Origin of the sequence: Collimonas pratensis (genome assembly GCF_001584185.1) — a bacterium.
In the GTDB taxonomy this organism is placed as follows: domain Bacteria; phylum Pseudomonadota; class Gammaproteobacteria; order Burkholderiales; family Burkholderiaceae_D; genus Collimonas; species Collimonas pratensis.
The window spans coordinates 1,575,532-1,600,462 of record NZ_CP013234.1 but is presented as its reverse complement, the minus strand read 5'-3'; the positions used below and the strand labels follow the sequence as shown (position 1 = coordinate 1,600,462).

At 58.7% G+C, this 24,931-nt stretch carries 24 protein-coding genes; 3 read left to right on the top strand and 21 right to left on the bottom strand.

Annotated elements, in window-relative coordinates; all coding sequences use genetic code 11:
- Positions 1 to 26: 26 nt before the first annotated feature.
- The 15 genes from CPter91_RS07290 to CPter91_RS07225 all read right to left on the bottom strand — a co-directional run bounded on the left by CPter91_RS07290 (position 27) and on the right by CPter91_RS07225 (position 17,334).
- On the bottom strand, positions 27 to 1,193 hold the full coding sequence (locus CPter91_RS07290) for a glycoside hydrolase family 18 protein (protein WP_236905953.1): 1,167 nt from the start codon (positions 1,191 to 1,193) through the stop codon (positions 27 to 29).
- Between the two features lie 27 nt (positions 1,194 to 1,220).
- The gene (locus tag CPter91_RS07285; protein WP_061938888.1) at positions 1,221 to 2,132 is read right to left on the bottom strand and encodes a glycoside hydrolase family 16 protein; all 912 of its coding nucleotides are present in this window, start codon (positions 2,130 to 2,132) and stop codon (positions 1,221 to 1,223) included.
- 2 nt (positions 2,133 to 2,134) lie between these two features.
- Positions 2,135 to 3,499: an MFS transporter gene (locus CPter91_RS07280; RefSeq protein WP_417924844.1), complete on the bottom strand. Its 1,365-nt coding sequence runs from the start codon at positions 3,497 to 3,499 to the stop codon at positions 2,135 to 2,137.
- 170 nt (positions 3,500 to 3,669) lie between these two features.
- Complete coding sequence (gene nagZ / locus CPter91_RS07275; RefSeq protein ID WP_061945944.1) at positions 3,670 to 5,202, bottom strand: beta-N-acetylhexosaminidase; 1,533 nt, start codon at positions 5,200 to 5,202, stop codon at positions 3,670 to 3,672.
- Positions 5,203 to 5,349: 147 nt separating this feature from the next.
- Positions 5,350 to 6,375, bottom strand: coding sequence for an SIS domain-containing protein (locus CPter91_RS07270; protein ID WP_236905952.1), 1,026 nt, complete (start codon positions 6,373 to 6,375; stop codon positions 5,350 to 5,352).
- Complete coding sequence (gene nagA / locus CPter91_RS07265; protein WP_061938887.1) at positions 6,368 to 7,519, bottom strand: N-acetylglucosamine-6-phosphate deacetylase; 1,152 nt, start codon at positions 7,517 to 7,519, stop codon at positions 6,368 to 6,370. The genes CPter91_RS07270 and nagA overlap by 8 nt, the downstream gene beginning before the upstream one ends.
- Positions 7,516 to 8,250, bottom strand: coding sequence for a GntR family transcriptional regulator (locus CPter91_RS07260; protein ID WP_061938885.1), 735 nt, complete (start codon positions 8,248 to 8,250; stop codon positions 7,516 to 7,518). The genes nagA and CPter91_RS07260 overlap by 4 nt, the downstream gene beginning before the upstream one ends.
- Complete coding sequence (locus tag CPter91_RS07255) at positions 8,244 to 9,173, bottom strand: glucosamine kinase nucleotide-binding domain-containing protein (RefSeq protein ID WP_061945940.1); 930 nt, start codon at positions 9,171 to 9,173, stop codon at positions 8,244 to 8,246. Before CPter91_RS07255 ends, CPter91_RS07260 begins: the two co-directional genes overlap by 7 nt.
- 174 nt (positions 9,174 to 9,347) lie before the next feature.
- Positions 9,348 to 9,782 carry an ExbD/TolR family protein gene (locus tag CPter91_RS07250; RefSeq protein ID WP_099047167.1) on the bottom strand — a complete coding sequence of 145 codons (435 nt, stop codon included), beginning with the start codon at positions 9,780 to 9,782 and terminating at the stop codon, positions 9,348 to 9,350.
- 175 nt (positions 9,783 to 9,957) lie between these two features.
- Entirely contained in the window at positions 9,958 to 10,386 is a 429-nt protein-coding gene (locus CPter91_RS07245; RefSeq protein ID WP_061938337.1) for an ExbD/TolR family protein, read from the bottom strand.
- 2 nt (positions 10,387 to 10,388) lie between these two features.
- Entirely contained in the window at positions 10,389 to 11,306 is a 918-nt protein-coding gene (locus tag CPter91_RS07240; RefSeq protein WP_205631699.1) for a MotA/TolQ/ExbB proton channel family protein, read from the bottom strand.
- A 91-nt stretch (positions 11,307 to 11,397) separates the two neighbouring features.
- Complete coding sequence (locus tag CPter91_RS07235; RefSeq protein WP_061938881.1) at positions 11,398 to 12,051, bottom strand: energy transducer TonB; 654 nt, start codon at positions 12,049 to 12,051, stop codon at positions 11,398 to 11,400.
- Positions 12,052 to 12,350: 299 nt separating this feature from the next.
- Positions 12,351 to 15,080 (bottom strand): TonB-dependent receptor, encoded by a 2,730-nt coding sequence (locus CPter91_RS07230; protein WP_061938879.1) that lies wholly within the window; start codon positions 15,078 to 15,080, stop codon positions 12,351 to 12,353.
- Positions 15,081 to 15,876: 796 nt separating this feature from the next.
- The gene (locus tag CPter91_RS26430) at positions 15,877 to 16,068 is read right to left on the bottom strand and encodes a hypothetical protein (protein ID WP_150119643.1); all 192 of its coding nucleotides are present in this window, start codon (positions 16,066 to 16,068) and stop codon (positions 15,877 to 15,879) included.
- 216 nt (positions 16,069 to 16,284) lie between these two features.
- Positions 16,285 to 17,334, bottom strand: a complete 1,050-nt coding sequence (locus CPter91_RS07225; RefSeq protein WP_236905951.1) for a phospholipase A — start codon at positions 17,332 to 17,334, stop codon at positions 16,285 to 16,287.
- 206 nt (positions 17,335 to 17,540) lie between these two features.
- On the opposite strand from CPter91_RS07225, the gene CPter91_RS07220 reads away from it, so the two are divergent.
- Complete coding sequence (locus CPter91_RS07220) at positions 17,541 to 18,461, top strand: bifunctional helix-turn-helix transcriptional regulator/GNAT family N-acetyltransferase (protein ID WP_061938874.1); 921 nt, start codon at positions 17,541 to 17,543, stop codon at positions 18,459 to 18,461.
- A 124-nt stretch (positions 18,462 to 18,585) separates the two neighbouring features.
- Here CPter91_RS07220 and CPter91_RS07215 read toward each other — a convergent pair whose 3' ends face one another.
- Both CPter91_RS07215 and CPter91_RS07210 read right to left on the bottom strand, forming a co-directional pair.
- The gene (locus CPter91_RS07215; RefSeq protein WP_061938872.1) at positions 18,586 to 19,440 is read right to left on the bottom strand and encodes an NAD(P)-dependent oxidoreductase; all 855 of its coding nucleotides are present in this window, start codon (positions 19,438 to 19,440) and stop codon (positions 18,586 to 18,588) included.
- Positions 19,441 to 19,567: 127 nt separating this feature from the next.
- Complete coding sequence (locus CPter91_RS07210) at positions 19,568 to 19,855, bottom strand: hypothetical protein (RefSeq protein WP_061938870.1); 288 nt, start codon at positions 19,853 to 19,855, stop codon at positions 19,568 to 19,570.
- A gap of 52 nt (positions 19,856 to 19,907) precedes the next feature.
- Here CPter91_RS07210 and CPter91_RS26425 point away from each other — a divergent pair, with 52 nt between their 5' ends.
- On the top strand, positions 19,908 to 20,378 hold the full coding sequence (locus tag CPter91_RS26425; RefSeq protein WP_150119642.1) for a hypothetical protein: 471 nt from the start codon (positions 19,908 to 19,910) through the stop codon (positions 20,376 to 20,378).
- On the opposite strand, the gene CPter91_RS07205 is transcribed toward CPter91_RS26425, so the two are convergent.
- From CPter91_RS07205 to CPter91_RS07195, 3 genes are all read right to left on the bottom strand, one after another.
- Entirely contained in the window at positions 20,326 to 21,153 is an 828-nt protein-coding gene (locus CPter91_RS07205; RefSeq protein WP_061938868.1) for an alpha/beta fold hydrolase, read from the bottom strand. The genes CPter91_RS26425 and CPter91_RS07205 overlap by 53 nt on opposite strands.
- Before the next feature lie 29 nt (positions 21,154 to 21,182).
- Entirely contained in the window at positions 21,183 to 22,436 is a 1,254-nt protein-coding gene (locus tag CPter91_RS07200; RefSeq protein WP_061938866.1) for a beta-ketoacyl [acyl carrier protein] synthase domain-containing protein, read from the bottom strand.
- Between the two features lie 96 nt (positions 22,437 to 22,532).
- Positions 22,533 to 22,802: an acyl carrier protein gene (locus CPter91_RS07195; protein WP_061938864.1), complete on the bottom strand. Its 270-nt coding sequence runs from the start codon at positions 22,800 to 22,802 to the stop codon at positions 22,533 to 22,535.
- 348 nt (positions 22,803 to 23,150) lie between these two features.
- Between CPter91_RS07195 and CPter91_RS07190 the strand changes: the two genes are divergently transcribed.
- A complete protein-coding gene (locus CPter91_RS07190) occupies positions 23,151 to 23,741 on the top strand; it encodes an NAD(P)H-dependent oxidoreductase (protein WP_205631664.1) in 591 nt (196 codons plus the stop codon).
- A 183-nt stretch (positions 23,742 to 23,924) separates the two neighbouring features.
- Here CPter91_RS07190 and CPter91_RS07185 read toward each other — a convergent pair whose 3' ends face one another.
- Positions 23,925 to 24,797, bottom strand: coding sequence for a LytR/AlgR family response regulator transcription factor (locus CPter91_RS07185; RefSeq protein WP_061938862.1), 873 nt, complete (start codon positions 24,795 to 24,797; stop codon positions 23,925 to 23,927).
- Between the last annotated feature and the right edge of the window lie 134 nt (positions 24,798 to 24,931).

The following is a 24,931-nucleotide window of genomic DNA, read 5'->3' as shown; positions in this document are numbered from 1 at the left end:
GAACTTGCCCGGACGGGCAAGAAAGTTCATTTCGACGGCAGCAATTCGGCCGCGACCTTGTCCAGCAAGACTGCATTGCGATCGGCAGACAATTGCCAGAACATCGCGCCGCCCAGCCCCATCTGCTTCAGGTATCTGATTTTATAATCCAGCGACTCGACGTCGTCGTAGCTGACAAATTCGCCGGTGTCCGGATTGAACAGATATGGCACTTTGGCCGCATCGTTCCAATAGCGGGTGAAACCGTTGCGATTGACCAGTGTAGCGCTGATGTCGGCGAAATCCAGTTCGCCCGGCTCGACGCCGCCGCGGCCCTTGCCGTTGCAGTCCTGATGCTGGCCGTGCTGTTGCGGAGCGCATTGTTTCCAGCTGTAGCCGTAGAACGGCATGCCCAGCACCAGCTTGCGCGCCGGGATGCCGGCCTGCAGGGCCATCTCGACCGTGCTGCTGACATTGAACTTGGGGTTGGCGTCGGGCCGCGCCAGCACCGGGTCGTTGTACAGAGGCGCCACATGGCCGGCGAACTTGCTCCATGAGCCGCTGAAATCGTAGGTCATGATGTTGACCCAGTCGAGGATCGCAGCGACCTTGGCCATTTCGGTGTTCTGGAAAAATCCCTGGTTATTACCGATCGCCGCAGTCAGCAGGTAGCTGCGGTGTTCCTGCTTGCCGGCGCTGTCGAGGCGCTCGCGCAGCGCTTGCAGCAGCAGCGTGTAGTTCTGCTTGTCCTCCGGCCGCATGATGTTGGCGGCGTCGCCACCGGCCACCGGGAATTCCCAATCGATGTCGACGCCGTCGAAACCGTTGTTGCGCAGGAAGGCGACGACGCTGTCGGCGAATTTGCGGCGCGACTGCGGCGTCAACGCCACATCCGAAAACTCTTTGGAGCCGGCCCAGCCGCCCACCGAGATCAGGGTCTTCAGCTTGGGGGCACGGCTTTTGAGGCCGCGCAGCACGATGTAATCGCGCGCGCTCTGGTCAGTGCCGGAGGACTGGTCGGGAGCGATCTCGCCATCCTTGATCAGCGCGAATGCATAATTCAGGTGGGTCATCTTGCTGGCGTCGATATCCGCCGCCGAATACTGGCGCTGCTGCGACGGCAGATAGTAGGCAACGACCTTGTAGGGCGCTGCCATGGCCACCGCAGGCAACAACGCTGCCAGCAGCATCGATAAGCGCATCAGTTTCATCATGTCTCTTTCTTGTTGATCTCGCTTGCTTTAAAAATCGCAGTTGGACGGCAACGGCGGCGTCATGGCCGCGACCGTATCCACATGGTGCACACCGGCGCGGCGGTAAGTGCTGACTGCCGCATCGACCTGCGCCGGCGACAGCAGCTGGTCTTTGGCATGGATGACCCAGGCCAGGTCTTGCTGGTAGCGTCGCTGCGCCTTGGTGTCGGGCAGCACGCCGCTGGGGGAAAACCATAAATTGAAATTGATCGACATCGGCTGCGCCGGGTAATTGCGGCCACCGTGTTCATCCAGCTGCACGCCATCCAGGAAGTAGCGGATCTTGCCGCCGCCAACCTGCATCAGCACGGTATGCCAGCCGCCCAGGGCACGCTGTTCTTCATGCACCTGGTTGAACGCATTCCAGGGCTCCATCTGCACCGTTTGCCAGGACACGCTGTACAGGCGGCTGTGCGGATTGCCCCAGCCGCCGTTGGGCAGGTATTCCCAGTCCAGTTCGCTGTACTGCGGATCGAAATCGTGCTTGAGCGGACTGGAGGTGTAAAAGGATTCGACCACCAGGTCGCCGCCCGGCCCGCTCACCGGGGTATCGCTGAAACGTATGCGGGCAGCGTAAGTGCCTTCGAAATATTTACGCTGATGGCACAGCTGAGCCTGGAACGTGCCTGCGGCTGTGCCGTCGGTGCTGGCGTTGAGGCGCAACAGCCGCTGGCCGTTGCTTTGCGGATCATCCACCAGGCTGACGGTGTCCGGCCCCCATTGTCCGTGCTCTATGCCGGGATGGCCTTGCTGGTCGCGGACCTTCCAGCCGCCAGCCACCAGCGCGGCGGTGTCGGCATAATGGAAATCGTCAAAGAACATGGCGTCTCCAGCGGCCATGGCGCTGTGAGCCGCCAGCACGGCAAGCAGCGCCAGCAAACCGCGTTGAACATGTTTCATCGCTAAGCCGCCGCCTGAGCCGCATCGGCGGCAGTCTTTTCATGGCGCCCGATCGGCACGATGCGCGACAGCAGCAGCACCGGAATCGCCGACACCAGCACCCACAGGAAAAAATGCTGATAGCCGAGGGCGGCCTGTACCGAGCCGCTGACGATCTTGAACAGCACATAGCCCAGCTGCATGATGCCGGTGCCCAACGCATAGTGCGCCATCTGATACTTGCCGACCGCGACTTCCTGCATGATGAACAGGATCAGGCCGATGAAGCCGAAGCCGTAGCCGAACATTTCCAGGCTCAGGGCCGCGCCGATTACGCTGAGACTGGTGGGCATGGCAGTGCTAAGGAAAAAGTAAGCCAGGTTAGGCAGGTTCATCGCCAGGATCAGGAAAAACATGCTGCGCTTCAAGCCGCGCCAGGCTGTGAAATAGCCGCCCAGCAGGCTGCCGCCGATAAAGGCCACGGTCGCCAGCGTGCCGTACACGGCGCCGACTTCCGCCGTGGCCAGCCCGAGGCCACCCTCCGCCCGCGCCGCGCGCAGGAACAGCGGACCGATGGTGGTGATCTGGCCTTCGCCGGCGCGGAACAGGATGATGAACAGGATCGCCAGCCAGATGCCCGGTTTCTGGAAGAAATCGATGATCACTTCGCGCAGGGTCAACCACACGCCCCGCATAACACCTTTGCCGCCGGCCGGACGCGGCAGATTGCGCCCCGCCGGCAAGGCCCACAGATGATAGATCGCCAACAGCAGCATGCTCACTCCCAGCATGCCGAAGATCAGGCTCCAGGCTTGCGCCACCGGCATGCGCTTCTCGAAATAGCCGGCCAGCACCACCAGCCCGCCCAGCGAGAAAAAACGCGCCACGTTGTAGAAGCCGCCCTGCCAGCCGGCATAGGTGGCTTGCTGGGTCGAACTGAGGCTGGCGATGTACAGGCCGTCGGCCGCAATGTCGTGGGTGGCGGAAGAGATCGCCACCAGCCCCAGCAAGGCAATGCTCACCGCGAAGTAATTCGGCAAGTGCAGCGCCAACGCCACCAGCCCGAGGCTGGCGCCGCCGAAGAACTGGAACAGCAAGACAATCGCCTTCTTGCTGCGCGCCGCTTCCAGGAACGGACTCCAGAGCGGCTTGAAGACCCAAACAAAACCCAGCATGCCGGTCCACAGCGCGATCTGGTCGTTGCCCATGCCCATGCTCTTGTACATCAGGCCGGCGATGGTCGCCACCACGAAATACGGCAAGCCCTCGGCGAAGTACAAGGTCGGCACCCAGAGTGCCGGATGGTGCTCTTTCTTTTCTTCGATGCGCATGTCGACCGCCGCCGTGGGTAAGATGATCGCTTCCGGATTATCGAGCTGGTAGGCCATTCTGGTTCCTGAGATTTATTGAGGATCGCTAGTGTGGTGTTTCGTACGTAATGGAGCTTCAGAAATGGTGTATTTTTGTGCCAGGCTAGGCGCATACCGGAGCGATAGTCGGCTATCGCGAGGATATGCAACGACGCATGGCGCGAAAAGATGCCGTTTATGAAGTTTCATTATGTGCGAAACACCATACTAGCCACGGACGCCAGCGGAATCCGGCCTTCCGCGGCCTGGGTTCCCGCCAGCCAGTCGGCCACGGCGTCCAGCGCGGGATCGGCGAAGCCGTAGCTGATCAGCGCCGGCGCGGCGATGTCCAGGGTCTGGAACGGATTCCACAGCGCCAGGTGTAGATCGGGACGCCAGCTCTGGCGCGCCCGGGCGCCGTAGCGCGCGCGCGTGGTGGAAGCCAGGATCACGGTGCGGCCGTCGGCCGGCAGCGTGCTCCAGTCGAAACTTTCAGCATCGTCAAAAGTCACCAACTCGAGATCGTAGCGGCGCGCCAGCATGGCAGCCACCGCGCTGGCCGGCAAGCCGGCTTCGGAAACGCCGTCGCCGGCGGCATTGGCGCAGGCCAGCAGGCGCACCTTGGCGCCGTCCGCCAGCGGCTGCGGATTGCCGCTCACGGTCAGGCCGCGGCGCCAGGCGGCCGCCATCAGGCTCTGGTCCTCGGCTTCGGTCAGATAGCGATCAGCGGCGCACGGATAGGCCGTCGCCAGGGCATCGAGACGGGCCAGGCGGGCAGTTATGCCGGCGTGGTCAAGATGGCTGCCCTCCTCGGCTGCGGACAGCGCCGCCGTCAAGGCCGCCAGCGTTTCTTCCTGGGTGTTGCGGTTGCCGAGCGCCATGACCATGTCGGCGCCGGCCGCCAGGGCCTGGACCGCGGCATTGCCGACGCCGTAGCGGCCGGCGATGGCGTGCATGTCCATGCCGTCGGTGATGATGACGCCGCGATAATCCCATTCGGTGCGCAGCAGATCGGTCAGGATCTTGCGCGATAAGGTGGCCGGATGCTCGACATCCAGCGCCGGATAGACGATGTGCGCGCTCATCATGGCCGGCGCCCGCTGCGCTGCCTTGAACGGCGCCAGCTCCAGCGCATCCAGCGCGTCGCGCGGCTTGTCGACGGTGGGCAGGTCGCGGTGCGAATCGACGTGGGTGTCGCCGTGGCCGGGAAAGTGTTTGACGCAGCAAGCCACGCCTTCCGCCAAGCTGCCTTCCATCCAGGCCAGCGCCAGTTCGGTGGCGCGCTGCGGATCGGAACCGAAGGAACGCTCGCCGATCACCGGGTTGGCGGGATTATTGTTGAGGTCCAGCACCGGTGCGAAATTCCAGTTGAAGCCGAGCGAACGGATGCCGCGCGCCACCGCAGCCCCGACTGCGCAGGCCAGCCCCAGGTCATTGCTGGCGCCCAGCGACATCGCCGCCGGCGGCGCCGGCAGCCAGGTCGCGCGCACCACTGCGCCGCCTTCCTGGTCGATGCCGATCAGCGCATGCGGACCCATCACGGCGCGCAGGTCAGCGGTCAGCTTGCTCAGCTGCGCGGCGTCGACCATGTTCTGGCGGAACAGGCAGACTGCGCGGATATGATTGTCGCGCAAGAACTGCGCGGTGTCGTCATCCAGCACGGTGCCCGGAAAACGGATCATGATCAGTTGCCCGGCGCTTTCACGCGCGCTGCGGCCGGGCTTGCTGGCTGTGTCATTCATCTTGCTTCTCCATTGCGCCGCCATGATATCCAGCGCGGCGCGCATTTGTTATTTACATCCGCCGACGACGTAGGGGTGGGCGCGCTTTTGTGCCCACGCGTGACCTGTGGACCTGCCGTCACGCGTGGGCAAGCTCGCTTGCCCACCCTACGAAGTCTTGGTGACCTTGCTCAGATGGCGCGGACGGTCCGGATCCAGGCCGCGCGCGATCGACAGCTTGGCCGCCATCACATAGAAGGCCTGGATCGCAGCGATCGGATCCAGGTCCGGCGTCGGCCCCAGCGGTAAGGTCAGGTCGCGTTCGTTGATATCGGCCGGCGCCGCCAGCAGCACGCGCGCGCCGCGGCCGCGCATTTCTTCCGCCAGCTTGAGCAGGCTGGCCTGGGTCGGTCCACGCGTGGCGAAGATCAGCAAAGGATAGCCGTCGTCGATCAAGGCCATCGGGCCATGTTTGATCTCGGCGCCGCTGAACGCTTCGGCTTGCAGCACCGAGGTTTCCTTGAACTTCAGCGCCGCTTCCAGCGCCACCGGGAAGCTGGCGCCGCGGCCGACCACCATGATGCGGGAAGCCGGCGCCAGCACATCGATCGCTGCCGACCAGTCGACTTCGGTGGCCTTTTGCAAGGCTTCTGGCAAGGCTTCGATCTGCGCCAGGAACTCGGCGTCGCCCTGCCAATGTCCTACCAGCCGTGCCGCCGCCACCAGGCTGGCGATGAAACTCTTGGTGGCCGCCACGCTCAGCTCTGGGCCGGCATGCAGCGGCAGCGTCCATTCGGCGCTGGCGGCCAGCGGCGATGCCGCATCGTTCACCAACGCCACCGTAGTGGCGCCGCCTTCGCGGAAATAGCGAATCGGTTCGATCACGTCCGGACTCTGGCCGGACTGCGACACGGCAATCGCCAGTGCATCGCGCGTCAGCAGCGGCGATTTGTACAGCGTCACCAGCGACATCGGTAGCGAAGCGACAATGCGGCCAAGGCGCGCCATGATCAGGTAAGCGCAGTAATTGGCGGCATGGTCGGAACTGCCGCGCGCCACCGTCAGCACGCCGGCCGGTTGCGCCTGGCGCAGGCGGGCGGCCAGTGCGGCGTAGCTGTCGCCATCGCGCGTCAACTGTAATGCCACGTGCTCGGAGGCCGAACACGCTTCTTGCAACATCAGCGAACTAAACATCTGTGAGACCAATCTGCTCTCCCTCTACATATACCTTGGTTAAATTAAGTTTCCGGTCCAGCACCACCAGATCGGCATGACAACCGCTGGCCAGGCGGCCGCGTTCCGCCAGGCCGAGATGATCCGCGGCGTAGGTCGAGACCCGGCGCGAGGCGTCGGCCAGGTCGAGGCCGAGGCCGACCAGGTTGCGCAGCGCCTGGTCCATGGTCAGCGTGCTGCCGGCCAGGGTGCCGTCGGCCAGCCTGACGCCGCCCATGCATTTATGTACTTGCTGGCGTCCCAGCATGTAGTCGCCGTCCGGCATGCCGGTGGCGGCGGTCGAATCGGTCACGCAGTACAGGCGCGGAATCGAACGCAAAGCCGCTTTGATCGCGCCCGGATGCACGTGCAGCAGGTCGGGAATCAGTTCCGAGTAGCGCGCATGCGCCAGTGCGGCGCCGACCATGCCCGGCGCGCGCGCCTGGAAGCCGGTCATGGCGTTGAACAGATGGGTGAAACCGGAAGCGCCGTGCGCCAGTGCCTGCACGCCGTCTTCGTAACTGCCCAGGGTATGGCCGATCTGCACCCGCATGCCGGAATCGCTGAGCATGCGCACCACTTCCAGGTGGCCGGCGATTTCAGGCGCTACCGTAATCAGCTTGACCGGCGCCAGCGCGCTCAGCCGTGTCACTTCCTGCAAGGTCGCCGGCTGCGCAAAATCGGGCTGGGCGCCGAGCTTGCCCGGATTGATGTACGGCCCTTCCAGATGCACGCCCAGCACCCGCGCGGTGCCCGGACGGCGTTCGCGGCAAGCATGGCCGCAGGCTTCCAGCGCCTGCTCCAGGTCGCTGAGCGGCGAGGTCATGGTCGTGGCCAGCATGCTGGTGGTGCCGTGCCGTGCGTGGATGGCGGCGATGACATCGACAGCGTCGCCGCCATCCATGATGTCCTTGCCGCCGCCGCCGTGCACATGCAGATCGATGAAGCCGGGCAGAATGTATGGGTCAAGATTGTCGGCGGGGTCGACCGCCGCGCCGTCAATCGCCGTGATGCGGCCATCGAAATGCAGGCTGCCGCTGACCCAGCCTTGCGGCGTCAGGATATTGCCTCTCAGCGTCACGCCGCCATGGCCAGATGCGCCGCCTGCGTGGCGGCCATCGGTCATCGCCGCAACTCCGCAACGAAGTCGTAGTAATCGCTCCGGCAATAGGAATGCGACAGCTCGATCGCCGCGCCGTTTTCCAGATAGCCGACCCGCGTGATATGCAGCATGGCGGCGCCGGTCTTGATGTCGGCCAGCTTGGCCTGGTCGGCGCTGGCGTTGATGGCGCGGATATGCTGCAGGGCGCGCACCGGCGCCACGCCGAGCGTCTCCAGGTGCACATACAGCGAATCGGTGACGGCTTTCGGATCCGGCAGGTACAAGGCTGGGATGGTGGTGGTTTCAATCGCCATCACCACATCGTCGGCAGTACGCAGGCGCTTGAGGCGCGACACCACGGTATTCGGCGACAGGCCCAGCGCCAGGATTTCCTCGGCGACGGCAATGCCGGTTTCACGCAACAGCCATTGCGAACCTGGCCGGAAGCCGCGCTGCCGCAATTCTTCGCTGAAGTTGGTGAGGCGCGACAAAGGCTGTTCCAGCTTAGGCGTGATGTAGGTGCCGGAACCGCGCTTCCTGATCAGCATGCCGCGTTCGCACAAGACATCGATCGCTTTGCGCGCCGTCACCCGTGAAATTTCCAGCGATTCCGCCAGGATGCGCTCGGAAGGCAGCGCTTCATCCGGCTGCCAGACACCGCCGTTGATCTGCTCCGACAGGCGGTTGACCAGTTGCAGATACAAAGGCGTGTCGCTGGCGCCGTCCGGTTTGAGTTTTTCTATCTGAGCTAGCATGTTTGCTTCCCTTTTAATCTTTGGTCGATTAAGCGTAAGGCACCCGCTGCTGCATCAGCGTGCGGCTTGACTACCAGCGCCAGCAATGGCTCCGGCAGGTACGGCTGGATATGCGCGGCAAGGCCGCCGCATAGTGCAATCGGTAACTCTCCATCCGGATCGAGGGCGGCGGCGATGCGCGCTACTTCCTCGCCTGCGGCCCGCATCAACTGGCCTGCCGCGGCATCGCTGGCGGCGTGCTGGATCACCAGCGGCGCCAGCTGCGCATAACTGGTCTGGCTGGCGTTGGCCAGCCAGGCGAACATGCTGTCGTGATGACTGTCAAAGTGCGCGCCGCGGACCTGGTTGCTGCGGTCGCAGAAATGGATCAGTGCACTGGCAAAGTCGCTGCCGGGGGCGCGCCCGTCCAGCACGTGCTGGGCGTGGGTAATGGCGCGCATGCCAAGCCAGGCGCCGCCGGCTTCATCGCTGGCGGGAAAGCCCCAGCCGCCAACCTCGCGCCGCTTGCCGCCGGCAGTCAGCACTTCGCCGACGCTGCCGGTGCCGATGGCGATGATCACGCCGGGCTGGCCCTGGTGCGCACCTAGCAATGTGGTGAAGGCATCGGTTTCGATCGCGGTGTCACGGAAGCCTGGATTACTGGCCGAGAATTCGGCCGCCCATTGCTTGTTGTTGACGCCGGCCAGGCCGAGGCCGATGGCCATCTTGTCGAGCGCCGGCCGCACCAGCCCGGCAGTGGCGAATGCCGCTTGCAGCGCCTCCAGCACCGCCGACCAAGCGGCTTCAACGCCATGCATTAGCCCGGATGGACCGCCGCTGCCGGTCGCCAGCAGCGCACTCTCGGCATGGTCGCCGGTGTTGCGCGCCAGGCGCACACGGGTGCCGGTGCCACCGCCATCGACGCCTATCAGGTATTCAATCATGTTGTTGCATCCATCGCTTTCATCTGCCAGTGGCATTGTTTTTATTCGCGGAAACAAACTGGATTCACTTTATGGGGACAGAAAGCGGCTGTCAACCGGCCTTTAAGTGGTATTAAAAAATAAGCCAAAAAACCACTTGCGGCCGGTGTTTTCTGATTAAAAAAATACTATCTGCTACTCCATGAACTGCTCATTGCCGACGATGCCGATCTTGGTGACGCCCAAACGCTGCGCCGACGCCATCACGGCCGCCACCGACTTGTACTCCACCGCCTTGTTCGGCCGCAGATGCACTTCATCGATGTTGCCGCCGGCGACCACCGTCTTCAGGCGATCTTCCAGTTCGGCCCGGCTCGCCATCGGCGTACCGTTCCACATCACTGTGCCTGTCGGATCGATGTCCACCGTATCGACCACTGGCAGAGCCAGCGGCGGCGGCGGATTACCGGTCGGCATGTTCAGCTTGATCGCATGATTCTGGATCGGAATCGTGATGATCAGCATGATGATCAGCACCAGCATGACGTCGATCAGCGGCGTCATGTTCATTTCCATCATCGGTTCCGGATCATTGGCGTTGCCGCCCGAAGAACCTACATTCATACCCATAAACTACTCCTCTTCTATGTCCCCAGTCTCTAGGCGACCCAGCTATGCGCCCCGGTCTCGGCGACCCCGTCATTCCCGCGAACGCGGGAATCCATGTTGCAACATGCTGCGAAAACTGGATCCCCGCGTTCGCGGGGATGACGAGGTCGCCTAGACGATGCAGCTAGACTGCTTGCTAGTTACGCGCAGGCGGTTCGGTAATGAACCCGATCTTGGCAATCCCTGCCCGCTGCGCAGTCAGGATCACCTTGCCGATGTATTCATACTTGGTTTGCTGGTCGCCGCGGATATGCAGTTCCGGTTGTGGCACTTCTACCGCCACTTCCTTCAGCTTGGCCAGCAAAGTCGTCGTATTCGGCACCAGTTGCTCGTTCCAGAACATGTCGCCTTGCTTATTCACCGCCAGGTTGATGTTTTCTGGCTTGGTTTTATAAGGTTCGTCGAATTCGTTCGGCAGCTTCACTGGAATCGTGTGTGTCACCACCGGGATCGTGATCAGGAAGATGATCAGCAAGACCAGCATGACGTCGACCAGCGGCGTCGTGTTGATCGTGCCGATCACTTCGTCTTCATCCCCATCGGGAGAGCCGAGTGACATCGCCATGATTAGCCAACCTTTTTATTGATATGGGCAACCTGGACCGCCGAGCTCGACGACATCACGCCGCTCAGCAGGACCGAGTGCAGGTCGGCGCTGAACGAACGGATTTCTTCCATTGCGCTCTTGTTGCGGCGGACCAGCCAGTTGTAACCCAGCACCGCAGGCACAGCCACTGCCAGACCGATGGCGGTCATGATCAGCGCTTCACCGACCGGACCGGCAACCTTGTCGATCGACGCCTGGCCGGCGATACCGATCGCTGTCAGCGCGTGGTAAATACCCCAGACGGTACCGAACAGACCGACGAACGGTGCAGTCGAACCGACCGTTGCCAAGAATGCCAGGCCGTCTTGCAGGCGGCTTTGGACTTTTTCGACCGAACGCTGGATCGACATGGTGACCCAGGTGTTCAGGTCGATCTGCTCCAGCAGGGCGCCGTCGTGGTGATGTGTGGAGTTCACGCCGTTTTCAGCGATGAAGCGGTAAGCGCTGTTCGGCTTGAGGCCGGCGACGCCAGCTTCAACCGTACCGGCTTTCCAGAATGTCTTTTTGGCGTTGTTAGCCTGGCCCATCAGTTTCACCTGCTCGATCAGCTTGGTGATGATGATGTACCAGCTGCCCATCGACATCAGCACCAGGATGATCAAGGTACCGCGGGCGACGAAGTCGCCGCCTTTCCACAGGGCGTCCAGGCCGTAGGGATTGTTGACGGTTTCGTGGTCAGCAGGTGCTGGCGGTGGGGTTGGGGTGTCGACCAGCGACGCTGCAGGAGCAGCGGCCGGAGCCTGTGCAGGCACAACGGCTGCAGGGGCTGATGCAGCCGGCGCCGAGGCCGCGGTTTGCGCAACAGCGAGCGGTGCTGCCAGCGTCGCGGCTGAAATCATCAGGGCGGCGGCCAGGGCGGATAAGCGGTTACGTGTGATAGTCATGCTGTTGCTCCAAATTTGAGAAAGTAGATTGCCGCAATCGCGACGTGGTGTTTGGCTCGCGCCTGGTGTGCGTTCGACCGTGAGCCTACTCAAGCTTCCAGACATACTGCATCTTGGTGGAAGACTGCACCGCTTTGCCATCGGCCATGGCCGGGGTGAAATGACACAGGCTCCAGGCTTTCACCGTGGCACGGTCGAGATCCTTGAAGCCGCTGCTCTTTTCCACTGCGGAATCGAGCACATTGCCATCGGCGCCGATGGTCAGCTTGACCGTGACCATGCCCTCTTCTTCATTGCGCAAGGAAGTCCGCGGGTATTCCGGCTTCTCGCAATTTCCTGCAATCTTGGCGCTGGTGTGCGCCGGACCGGCCTCGCCGTTGGTGGCGGGTTGCGCCACGGACGTCGGCAGTTCATTGCTCGGCGGTTTGACGTTGGTGACCGCGGCAATCACATTGTCTGTGGGCGGCGGCGTGACCTTGACCTCGGGTGGAGGCACGAAGGGCGGCGGCGGCGCAACCGATTTTGGCGGCGGCGGTACAAGCTGTTTCGGTGGTGGGGGTGGTGGCGGCGGCTTGATCTCGTCGATGATCTTGGTTTCGACCGGTTGCTGTATCACTTCCACAACCTTGCGCGCCAATCCTGTAAGAAGTCCATAAATCAGAAGAACATGCAAAACAACGACCACGCTGATGCCGACTACATTCTTGGAGGGATTTTTCCCATCCTGCGCGAAATCCATACAACGACTCCTGTTTGTTTGCCTGACTGCGGGCAATCTCGGTATAGACAGCGACACCGGTGCGGCATGTCGTTTGTCGGCGTCCTGAACTTGTACTGGTCTGCTGGTGATTTCCGTGAAACGAATTTGACCTGAGCAGGAAAAAAGCCGGAGAGCGTTTTCATCAATGGCAGGCTGCAAGAATATCCAGCCGGCAGTGCCCTCCCGGTAAAATCAACGTCAACTCTTACTTCAACCGCACACAAATCAGTTGTTGCCGGCCTGCCGCAAACAGCTGCGGCGGGCCGGCAGTTCTGTTACTAGAACTTCAGATGGGCGTTCAGGTAGAACTGGCGGCCGTTCTTGTAGAACGCGCGTGGCTGGTCTTCATTCAGCGCGTAGTACTTGAGGGTCGGGTTGTTCAGGTTCTGCGCATCCAGCGTGAAGGCCAGCTGCTCGCTGTACTTGTAGCCGAGCGACATTGCCAGTGTGCCGACACCAGCCTGGTAGAACGCTGTACTGCGATCCAGGCCGCTGTAGAAGCTGCTGCGGTAGTTATACGAGATGCGGGCATTGAAGCGCTCATCTTCGAAATAAGCCGACAGGTTGGCGGTGCGCTTGGAAGCGCCGACCAGAGGACCGTTGGCAGCATCATAGGCGTTGATGAAAGTGGCGTTGGTGGCAAAACCGAAGTTTTTACCCAGCGGCATTTCATAAGCCAGCTCAATGCCGTTCACCGTGCCGCTGGTGTTGGTCGGCACCGTCAGCACATAATCCGCCATGTAATTGGCAGGATGGTCAGGCGTGCTGGTGACATAACTTCTGGTGACGCTGCCCAGGCCGACATAGCTGGTCAGGTTCATGTTGAAGATACTCGCCGACACCAGCGAACGCGGAGCAAAGTACCATTCCAGCGACGCATCGAAGTTGTTCGATGTGATTGGCTTCAGGTCTGGATTGCCGCCGCTGCCTGAACCGATCGAACCGAATTGCGCCGGCGGGGTCAAGGTTACCTGGCCAGCCAATGCAGAATAGTCCGGACGGGTCATGGTCTTCGATGCAGCAAAACGGGCAACCACATCCTTGCTCAGGTCGAACTTCAGGTTCATGCTAGGCAGCACGTCGACATAGGTGTTGTTGTCTTGCTGACGGACAAACGGACCGAATGCCGAAGTGGTGATCGCGCCCGGCGCAGTGGCGGGTGCAGCAACGTTGGAGGTGACGTTCTCCTGGGTCTGCACGACGCGCAGACCGACATTGCCGCTCCAGTGATTGCCTTCCAGGTTGGCCTGCAGGTAACCGGCCGCATTCTTTTCCTTCACCGAAAACTCGGAATTCCAGTCTTCACGCGTTACCGGATCGCGATTGGTGAAAGCGTTGTACGCCGCCAGCTGGCCCGGTGTGTAATACCAGACATTGGTCGGGAAACCGCTGCCCAGGCCGCTGCCGAAATTCGACGGGAAGTTCTGGAAACCCTGCGGGAAATTGGCTGGATTGCTGGCGCCGGCGCTCGGTCCTTGTCCAATCACGCCTTCGGAACTGCGCTTGTGGTCGTTGTAGCGCAGGCCGAACTGCACCGTCGACAAGGCGCCCCAGGCGGCGGAATATTCGCCGTCGACCTGTGCCCAGTTTTCCTTATCCTTGACGTCGATGTTCTGGTCGCCGAAGATCCAGCCGAACGCTGTGGTTCCGGTGTTAGGGCTGCCGTTGTTGGTAGCGCCCAAATTCCAGTTGGCTGCCGTGCCTGTTCCATTCAATTGATAACCGGCGCCGGCGCCAACGCCGACATTCCATTCCGCCACGTTCTGGGTCGGTGTCTTGCCTTCGCCGGAAGAGGTACCCAGCTTGGTAGTGAAGGTCAAGGAATCAGATGCACGCCACTTGGTGCCGAGCTCGACGAAATTCGAGCTGGCGCTTTCATCCGGACGCGAAATCTGGTCGTAGACGCCGTAGTTGGTGCCTGCCACAGGCGCAAAGGTCGCCGATGTCAGCGTATTGTTTTTCACCGTGTAGCCAGGGTTCGGCGCCTGGCCGGCGCCGGCGTTGATGACCTGGGCGCCCCAGAATTCATAGCTGCGGTTGTAATTGGCGGCCTTCATTTCTGACGTGAAGCCGTTGATGTCGAAAGAGAAGTCGTTGCTGACCTTGAACTGCGCATCGATCAAGCCGCCGGTGCGTTTGCGCTGCTGCTCGAACAGCGCCGAGTTGATCAGGTTAGGCGCATACACGCCGGCCAGGTCAGGATTGGAAGTAGCGATCTTGCTGCCTGGAGCGATCTGGGTATAGCCGAGGATTTCCTGCCCTTGGCGTTGCAGATGCCGCTCTTCCGAGAAGGCCTGTACCAGGATGCCGAAGGTATTGGCTTCATTTTTCCAGTTGACCAGCGCGCTCATTTGCGGATCTGTCTTGCCTGGCAAATCGGCGTACACGGCGCCGAGGGTAGCTTCCGCGGTAAATTGCTTTTTGAAGTCGAGCGGCTTGCGGGTGATGATATCGACCGAACCGGCAACGCCGCCTTCCACCAGGCTGGCTTCGGAGCTCTTGTGGACCACCACCGAACCGACCAGTTCAGACGGCAGCATGGTGTAGCTGACGCTGCGGCCGACCTGGCCCGACTGGTCCAGCACGAACCAGTCGCCCGAGGCGACGTTGTGGCCGTTGATCAGGGTCTGCGTCAGGCTCGGGCTGGTGCCGCGCATGCTGACACGGTCAGCTTCGTCGAAACCGCCTTCGGTGGCGCCGGCATTGCCGATGGTGACGCCCGGTACGCGCGACAAGGAGTCGGCCACGTTCTTGTCCGGCATCTTGCCGATGTCTTCCGCCGTGATGACTTCTACGTGCGAATCGGCATTGCGTTTTTGCGTCAGGGATTTTTGCAGCGAACCGCGAATGCCGCTGATGGTGACCTGCTCGATCTGGCCGCCCTTGTCGGTGCCCTTGCTGTCAGCTTTTGCAGCTGCATCATCGGCTTGTTGCGCATACGCTGGCATGGCTGCCGCCATGACCAGCAGCGCAACGGCAGATGCTATTGGTGTCAAATTCTTATTCACTTACTGTTCTCCCCATCGATTGCGGCCCAGCCTATCTGACGCAGGCCATTTTTCATTTACTTCTCCACGATGCGGTTTGACGTCGCTTCAAGCCGGCAAAGGGAGAACCTTTTTTCGATACAGTCGCCAATACAACAAGTCCCACCCAACAAGACGCCGCATGTCACTACAGGTGCCGCTACTTCTTCGCCTGGTCCTTCTCCAAAGACCTTGCGGAGAAGGTGCTGTGCGTACTCTGCCCCGCACATCACCCCAACCTGCCTTGCGTCCAAGCTTCAAAATTTCATTTAGAAACGTTGCGCTGGGGACACTCTATGGACCGTAAAAGTGGCTGTCAATAGGCATTCAACTGGTATTAGATAAATAAATTATTGGTATCAAAAAACACAATTCATATATCTATATATACCGTTGTTTACATTCACTATTTTGCAAACTACATGAGTGTTGTTTAGTGGACTGGACTGGTCGCTTTTTTTGAAAATCACGGCAGGAAAATTTGAAATTTTCTGAAAAATGAAAATTTTCGAGGTTTTTGTTGAACTTCTTTTCTTTTGACGCATCGCCGCATAATCCAGTCGGGATTTATGCTTGAATTTTCTTGTTTTCTCTATTTAAACAAGCACTTGCAGAGATTTTTAAGGCGCGTTCATTTTGATATCAAACAGTTGTTTAAGCGTCCATGAAATGACTATTGCCGGATTTTTTCCATGTTTTTGATGCAAAACATGCGAATCGTCGCATGAATCAAGCGGCATTATTCAAGGCACTAAACAACGCTGCGTCGCAGCATTATTCAAACCCTTAAATAAATGATCAAGACCAGTTTGTATTGGTAGTTTTTTTGTAATACCACTTTGGTGCGCAAAGCACAAAAATGGTGATCCGGTTTTACCGCAAGCGCTGCAGCCGGAACGACAAATTGCGCGATGGCCGTGCCTGTACGCCCCGGCATCGAGGCGTCCGGGAAAACGTGCTGGAGCGCCAAACCATCCTCCGCCCGGCAATGCCGCCGGGACCAGTTTGGTGCATCGCAAGATGAATCAGATCGCTGCAGATCGGCAACGAGGTTACTGACAAGCTGGTACGGAGCAGTAAATCCACAGGTGAGGAAGCGATTTTTGCCCTATCTGCAGACAAAAAAAGCCCCGGACAGATGAGATCCGGGGCTGGCTGAACAACAAATTTCTTTTGTCTGGCATCGTTAGAAATCGATCAGGAAACCGGCTCCTATCGATTTCTGCGCATAGTTGTAATCGATCAGGCTTTCGCCGTAACCCGAAAACATCTGCACGTAGCCTTTCAGATTGGTCGTGACCGGAAACGCCATGCTGGCCTGCACTGCCCCGTGTCCGGTCTGGAAATTGCGACGCGCCAGCAGAGAATACTGGTAGCCGTCCTGGCGATAGGTGGCGCGCACATCGCCATGGCCCATGTAGTCGACGATGTCGATATTGTCGTTATTGGCCGTGGCATTGTCGAGCCGCTTCCAGATCCTGGCCGACAGCGCCAGGTTGCCGTATTCGGCGCCCAGTTCTGTATAGAAGCGGTTCCAGCTGCGCGACAAGGTCGAGGACTGGCCGTTGGACTGGTGCACCAGTCCGAAATTGAGATAGCGCAGGTTGAAATCGCCGAAACTGAGTTTCAGGGGCAGCGTCGCAATCAGCTCAGGCTGGTAATTGGTTTCGCGGAACGGGCTGGAATTGGCACGGTTGTACGCCTGCCAGAAACTCTGCTGGGTATAGGCCAGCCACAGATCGACCGGGCTGCCGGCGATGCTTTCCGCCATCTTCATCTTGAAACTCAGCTGATAAGTCAGCTCGACCTTTTGCGGGTTAAGTCCGTTCGGCGTGTCCTGGTTGTATGGCGCCAGGTTGGTCGAACTGCTGTAATTGGCCAGCAGCACGTAATTATCCAGATAGGACTTGAGCGCGAACACGCCGCGCTTGGCGTTGGGATCCAGTTCCCAGCTCTGCACGGTATGCGAGATCGTCTCTGCGCCTCGCTCTGTGGTCTTGCCGGCGGCGATTGCCGGCGCCGCCGCGCTTGGCGCCGCAGCAGAAACAGTGGCTGAAGCGGCAGGGACGGCTACATCTGCCGTGGCCTTGGCCAGGCCGTCGAAGCAGCTCAGGCGCACGGCGGCGTCAGCCAATGCCGAGCAGCGCGCCAGCTGCTGCTCGAGCTCAGCCGCATGCAGCAGCGCCGGCGACATACAGCTGAAAGAAAGAAGGATAGTTTTTGCGTTTCTTTTCATAGGAGGTTTCCGAAGGGCAGCAACAGGCGAACCCACGTCGAGCGGCGCAAGAAGTCAAAAGGCTTCCATTATGGCCAACTTCTTGCCATCGCTCGAAAAACATATGTATCCGTTTGCAAGACAGGTTGACGATAGAACGACATACAATCTTGATTTAGTTGCCTAAAGCACTTATATTGGAGCTTCAGGCAACATAATCGACGCATATGACTATCGAACAACTAGACGATCGCGCCACCATGGTCCGGCGCTTCAACCGCTTCTATACCGACAAGATCGGTGTGCTGCACGAGCACTTGCTGGACAGCGCATTTTCGCTGACCGAGCTGCGCATCTTGTATGAACTGGCGCATCGCTCAGGATTGACGGCAGCCGACCTGGCCCGCGAGCTCAGTCTCAATCCCGGCTACCTGAGCCGGGTGATCTCCGGATTCGAGAAAAAGGGCCTGCTAGAACGTGTGCGCTCGGAAGCCGACGGCCGCGTTGCGCAGCTGCGCCTGACCGAACTCGGGTGCACAACTTTTGCGCCGCTGGATGAAACCTCGCAGCGCGAAGTTGCCGCCATGCTGGGCCAATTGTCAGTACCCGAACAACATCAGCTGGTCGAAGCCATGCAACAGATAGAAGGCTTGCTGGGCCAACGCCCCTCCTCCTACCTGCTGCGCGATCCGCGGCCGGGCGACATGGGCTGGGTGGTGCACAGGCATGGCGTACTGTATGCCCAGGACTATGGCTGGAATGCGGAGTTCGAAGCGCTGGTCGCCGATATCGTCGCCAAGTACCTGCGCGATTTCGACAGCAGCGCGGAACGCTGCTGGATCGCCGAAAAGGATGGCAAGGTAGCCGGTTCAGTGTTTGTCGTGCGCCACGATGAAAGCACGGCCAAGCTGCGCATGCTGTACGTGGAGCCCAGCGCGCGCGGCATGGGGATAGGCCGGCGGCTGGTCGAGGAGTGCTTGCACTTCGCGAAATTTGCAGGTTACAAGAAGATGCTGTTGTGGACCAACAGCATCCTGGTCGGCGCCCGCGACATCTACGCCAAGGCCGGCTTTGAAAAAATTGCAGAAGAATCCCATCACAGCTTCGGCAAGAATCTGATTGGCGAGACCTGGGCGCGCGATTTGTGAGCGTGGATTAACCAGCCGTGCGCCAGCTGTCCAGCACGCAGTAGGGTGGACACCCGTGCCCACGCAGCAGCATTTCCGCAACGCGTGGGCACGGGTGCCCACCCTAGCTTCTCGAGTAACGGGACTAAGGCCGCGCGACCGCATCGATGCCGAGCACGCTGGCATCCTTGGCGCCATGCCCCTCTGCAATGAGCTGATCCATCCTGGCCGCGACCGCGGGCAACGCCGCCATCGGCCGCTTGCCGGTCGTCTCCAGCATCAGCCGCACATCCTTGCGCGCCATCGCCAGTTCAAAACTCGGGCTGAAATTACCCTTGGCCATGTTGACTCCGCGGCCCGCCACCATGCCGTTCAGATCAAGCAGTCCGAGCAGCTTGATGGCGTCCTCGCCGCTGACGTCGCTCGCCTGCGCCAGCGTAAGCACGTCAGCCATCACCGCAGAAAGGCCGATAATCACGGCATTGCCAAACAGTTTATTGGCTGCCGCCAGGTCGGCGCGTTCGCCCATGTATTCCAGGCGCCCGGTCATTTTGGCGAGGTCTCCCTGCACCGATTCGAACAGCGCCTTCGGCCCAGCCACCATCATCGAACCCTGCGCGTTGCGCGCCGCCGGCGGTCCCATGAAGACCGGGCAATGCAGATACTTGATGCCGGCCGCATGCAAGCGCGCGGCACGTGCGGCGGTGAGCGCCGGCAATGTAGTGGTGTGGTCGATCAGGATGGTGTCGGCAGAAAGTTCGCCGCGTATCGCCGCAATAACTTCCTCGACCACAGCGTCGTCCTTCAGGACGATGTGTACTCGGGAGGCAGACCGCACCGCTTCCGCAGGCGTCGCTGCAGCCTTCACGCCGAACTGGGAAAGGGCTTGAACTTTGTCGATGGAGCGGTTCCATGCGGTGACCGTGTCGCCGCGTTTTGCAGCAGCTTCCGCAAATGCGCTTCCAAGTAAACCGGTGCCGAGAAAAGCGATGTTTGCCATGATCGTATTCCTTTTAAATTGAGCCTGAACAGCAGAGTGTCGAAATATAACACCGGATCAATTTAGCGGTTTGCGACCGACGGTTTTGCGATGGCTTGATGCCTGCGGATTCCTTGTCAAATGATAGCTATTCGCCCAGTTCAACCGTCATCAGCGTCGCCGCATACTCCAGCGTTTTCCTGTAGTCGGGCATGCTGGGATGCGTGCTGTTGGCGAGCGCCGTCAAACTGTTCCGGAACACGCGCTGGTTGAACGCAGGATCTCCCGCCTTGACGTTAGCCAGGTAATCGCGCACGTCGCGGATGGTGAGAAGCACGGAGAAGCGGATGTCTTCGCCGTAAAGCGCCAGCGTCGCGCAGCCCAGGATTTTATCGATACTCTTGTTGAGATATGTATCGTTGATGAGCGTTTCCATACCAAGTCCCCTAAAAAACACTGCTCGCTAAAATCATCATGGAAATCACACGGTGTTGTCCAATGTTAAATCCCTGATTTCACAATCCTTTTCAAATTTGTTAAATCAAGGGAAATATTTAATGATGGGCGGCATCCTTTTATATCCTGCCATGCTGAGACTTCTTCTTTGGCCGCCGGTTCCTGGAAGATATGGAGCAGGCAGCGGCCGCGCTGCGCGGCGTTATCATTTTTCAATGCGAGGGCCTGATGTTCTTGGCGTCCAGGGGAATTTTCCTGATGCTGATTATTTCACCGCCACGCTCCGCGATTTCCTTGCGGCAAGCCGCCAGCAGCACATCGAAATGCGGATCCTCTTTTTTCCCGTCAAATTTCTCCACCAGCGGTTTAGCGGGATCTATTTTGCGGGAACTGTCTATCCGCGGCGCGCCGACATAGGTCGCGTGATAGGGCTCCGATCACCAAAGCCAATCATGAGCGGATGCGTTCGAGCTCACTCAGAAAAGCCAGAAGCTCATGCGTGACAAACTCGGGACGTTCCAGATTAGAGGTATGGCTTGCACCTGGAACCTCCATGTATCGGCAGCCAATGCATTGCGCCATCTCCAAGGATTCTGATGGGGGCCGGACCTGGTCGTGCTCACCGCACATCACCAGTGTAGAGTCCGCATCCAGTTCCTGAAGACGGAAGCGTAAATCGCGGCGGTTGAAGATCATGCGTCCGATGGGAACGATGCTTCCTCGCAGCACCTCCGCCGGCCAGGAAGCAAGCTGTTTCTGGAACGAAGCTTTCAAGGATGGCGCCGCGTTGGATCTATCCGACTGGAAGAACATGGACGCCACTTCATCAATTAGTGCTGGAGTGAATGCTTCGCATGCTTCCACCTTATCCAGCATGCTCATGAAATAAGCCCGCGGCATTACTGGCTCTTGACCAAGATAAGTCCCCATCATCACCAGGCCACTAATCCGCTCAGGGGCCATGAGCGCCAACTCGGCCGCAAGCATGCCACCGACAGATTGACCAACGACAAAGCATGTCTCTAGATCCAAACTGTCGAGCAGCGATCTTGTATGACAAGTCAACGCTGTCAGATCATCCGCTCCTTGCGGCAAGGCGCCGGAGCTGCCATGCCCCCACAGGTCCGGCACGATCACGCGGTAATGCTGTTCCAGAGTCTTGATTTGCGGCGTCCACATGAAGGCATTGGCCAGATAGCTATGCAACAAAACCACGACCGCCCCCTTCCCCCGGTCCATGTAGTACATGGGATGTCCTGCAATGTTGATTTTTGGCATATCAATCTATCCGCCGGGAAAAGAAAGTATCAGGCGACCCTGTGCGATGCCAGGACAGCATGGGCATTGGTGCCGCCAAGACCGAAAGCACTGACCCCCATATGATGCGCACGATGGGGACGCAATGACCGTGCATCGGGAATCAGCTGTACCGGCGACGATGCGTCGAGCAGCGCAGCTGGCGAGTCCGCATAGGTACTCGCTGGAATCTGCTCGTGATGGAGCATGAGCGCCACTTTGATCAACCCGGCCATGCCGGATGCCGCCTCCGTGTGATTGATCAGACTTTTGACCGCCCCTAGCGGACAGGCGAGTTCCCGTCCCTGGAAGACCTCCTGTAGCGCCTTGATTTCCATGAGGTCGCCCTGGCGAGTGCCGGTGCCGTGACCTTCCACGTAAGCAATCTCATGGGGCTGGATGCTTGCCTGCGCATAGGTTTGCCTGAGCAACGCTACTTGCGCCTGGATGCTGGGAGCGGTGAAGCGACTGGTTAGCCCGCCATGGTTGACCTGGCTGCCGCCAATGGCGGCATAAGCGCGACGGCGTCCGGACACAGGCAGATCCTGCTCTCGGCAAAGCACCAGCACACCCACGCCCTCTGCCCGTCCAATGCCGTTGGCGTGCTGGCTGAACGATCGGCAATTACCGTCCGGCGAACCCACCCCAATCAGCTGATAGAATTTTTGCAGCATGGTGGACAGGATAACGTTGCCCCCCGCAACCACTGCCACATCACATTCAAAATCACGCAATGCACGAACTGCGTAATGTGCGGCAACCAATGAAGAAGAGCATGCCGTATCGATAGTCATGCTGGGGCCGTGCAAATCCAGTTCATATGACAGGCGGTTGGCAATCATGCACAAACCGTTGCCGATGACGTTCACGCCTTCAATCCGCGCCACATCGCCGAACTGAAGATAAGCCAGATCGTTGGCCATGGCGCCAACGAAAACACCGGTCCGGCTCCCTTTGAGCGCATCGACCGTCAGGCCGGCATCCTCCAGGGCGTTGCAGGCGTGAGTAAGAACCAGCTTTTGCTGCGGATCCATCCAGAGCGCCTCACGCTCTGGAATATGAAAGCGATCCGCGTCGAAGGTATTTTCGTGGGCGATATAGCCCCCTCGTACCGGTATTTGTAATTCGTCCGCCACACGAATGAATTCGCTGCGATGGGGCGGCGGATCACTAATCGCCGATTGATTCGCCTTGATCAGTTTCCAAAATGCGGCAAGACCATCGGCACCCGGAAAGTGGCAACTCATGCCGGCAATCACAATCATGACATCTCCCTTTGCAAGCACGATGCCATAGCGCCGCGCTGTTTATCACGGACTGCAAGAATTCTGGATGGAAGTGGAACGGCTACGAGATGAATATCAACTTAAGGAAGCGCGGGCTAGATATTGTTCTTCCAGGTAGGAAGCCATAGCGTCGATGGTAGGGTAATCCCAGACTATAGTGGGTTCAATTTCCATATGCAACCAGGCCTCCAGTTGTGCGGACATGTCGACGACTGCCATCGAGTCGACCCCTAGCTTCGATAACAGTATGTCGCATCGAATTCCCTGCGGCGGAGATTCCAGTGCGTGCGCCACCATGTCTACCAGGCGTCCCCGAATTTCATTCTTCGTGATTCTTTCGCTCATATGCCTTTACCTTCCTTTCCCTGACGCCTTTCGAATAGCCTGGCGAAGTTCTTTCGCAAGCAATGAATCGCCCTTTTTTGCGGGAGATGCCGTCAGCGAGTTAAGGCTGAATGCCTGGCGAAATTCAGTTTCCGCCGCCCGGCCATTAGTGTGCAACGCAGCAAATATTTTTCAGCTTAGGTCAGCATTTCTGTATAACAAGCTGTTAAAAATGACAGCTTGACACAGGATAAAATATTTAAGACAACAAAAAAATCATGTTCAAAAGCGACGCAATACAAGCACTCGTACTTTTGAAAAATGCTCGATAAGATATAGGATTAATGACTTGTTACGATCGGAAGCTCAATGATGCTTGCACTTGTTGTCGTCGCCAATCCGAATTCAAGCAGCATGAGTCATGCCATGGCAGCAGAAGCCCAGCAAACGCTGCAGCAGCTCGGCTATCAACTCGTCATTCACGATCTCTATGCAGAGCGATTTGATCCGATTCAAAGAAGTAATGAAAGTCAAAACAATAGCTCCCACGATCAACTCGTCGAACGGTACTGTTCCGAGATTGCTCGCGCCGATCTGATATTGATTTTTCATCCAAACTGGTGGGGACAGCCTCCCGCCATCCTCAAAGGCTGGGTAGATCGGGTACTCAGGCTCGATACGGCTTACCGATACGAAGAGAACGCCGATTTTTCGGCAGTGCCGCTTGGACTACTGAAGGCCAAGTGCGCACTTGTTTTCAATACTTCGAACACCCCGGCGAAGCGTGAGATGGCGGTGTTCGGCGACCCCCTTGAGCAGATTTGGCGCAATTGCATATTTGATCTTTGCGGCGTTAAAAATTTTATCAGGCGGATGTATGGCCCTGTATCGGGAAGCACTCCCGAGGAACGCGCAGCTTGGCTTGCCGAAATCAAAGATCTCATCAAGAGCGTAGCCTAGGTGGGAAATATATCTAGTGCATATATGAAGCGGCACTTTTGACGGCGGCGGCTTCGATTTCATCCGCTCCGCCATTACAAACCATCCCATACCACCGAAAGGTCTGGTTCAAGTGCAAACCTATGGCCAAGATGGGAAAAAATCAGTACTAGACGTCTTTAGAAACGAAATACGCCAATCATTCTATAGAACAGCTAGTTTTCGCAACTCATCACGATATCGGCGGCTTACGGGAATTTGTTGTCCGTCGCGCAGTTTTGCCCGTGCATCGCCACTATCCAGCGGCTCGATCTCGACAACAAAGTCAAGATTGGCAATATAGCTTCTATGTATACGCACAAACCGCTTTGGATCGATGCGCCTTTCAATCGCGGCCATGGTTGAACGTAGAGGATAGTCGTGCCCCCTGACGCGGAGATTGACATAGTTTCCCCAAGCTTGTATCCATTCGATTTCCGCTGCAGGCAGCAAAAACTCCTTGCCTAATGTGCGCACCAGAAAACGCTCCGGCCGCTCGACCGATTCAACCGGCTGCCCGATATCCGGTTCTTGCAGCAAGCTGGCTTCGCCTTGCCAGCGCAACAAAATCAAACGATAGAAACTGACCGCAATAATGATGGCGAAATAAGTACGGATATCTTTCAGATATTCATAACCCAGCTCATGCCACCAATTGCCAAAATTATAATCTTGATTCTGGCTGAAATAAGCGAGCTTGCGCAATGCCACCATCGCGCTGACATGCACCAGGCAAAACACCACGCTGGCAATAAAATGCCAACGCAGATTTCTGCGCATCAGCCCCCACCTCAACGGCAGCCTTCTCTCAAAACCGATCACTGCAGGTATCAACAACAACAAGACCATGCAGCTGCTCCATTCCCATACCACGGGTTTCCACCACTCCAAATGCGTACCCTGGCGCATTTGATCGAGCCAGCTGATACGGCTGTTGGTGAGCGCCTGCATGCATAAAAAGACAATCCAGAGGCCGGGTTCGACGAAGCGACGATACCTTTGATAGCGCGCAAGCATATCGGTTTGAGGTACAGGCATGGCGTTCCATTTTTAGAGTAATGGATGATGGTAGCAAGAAATTCGTCACCGGAATTCACCACCTGTCCCCGTTTGCCAACACATCGTCACATAAACTGATGCAATGGAAATGATTGAAATTAAGCTGAGGTCAC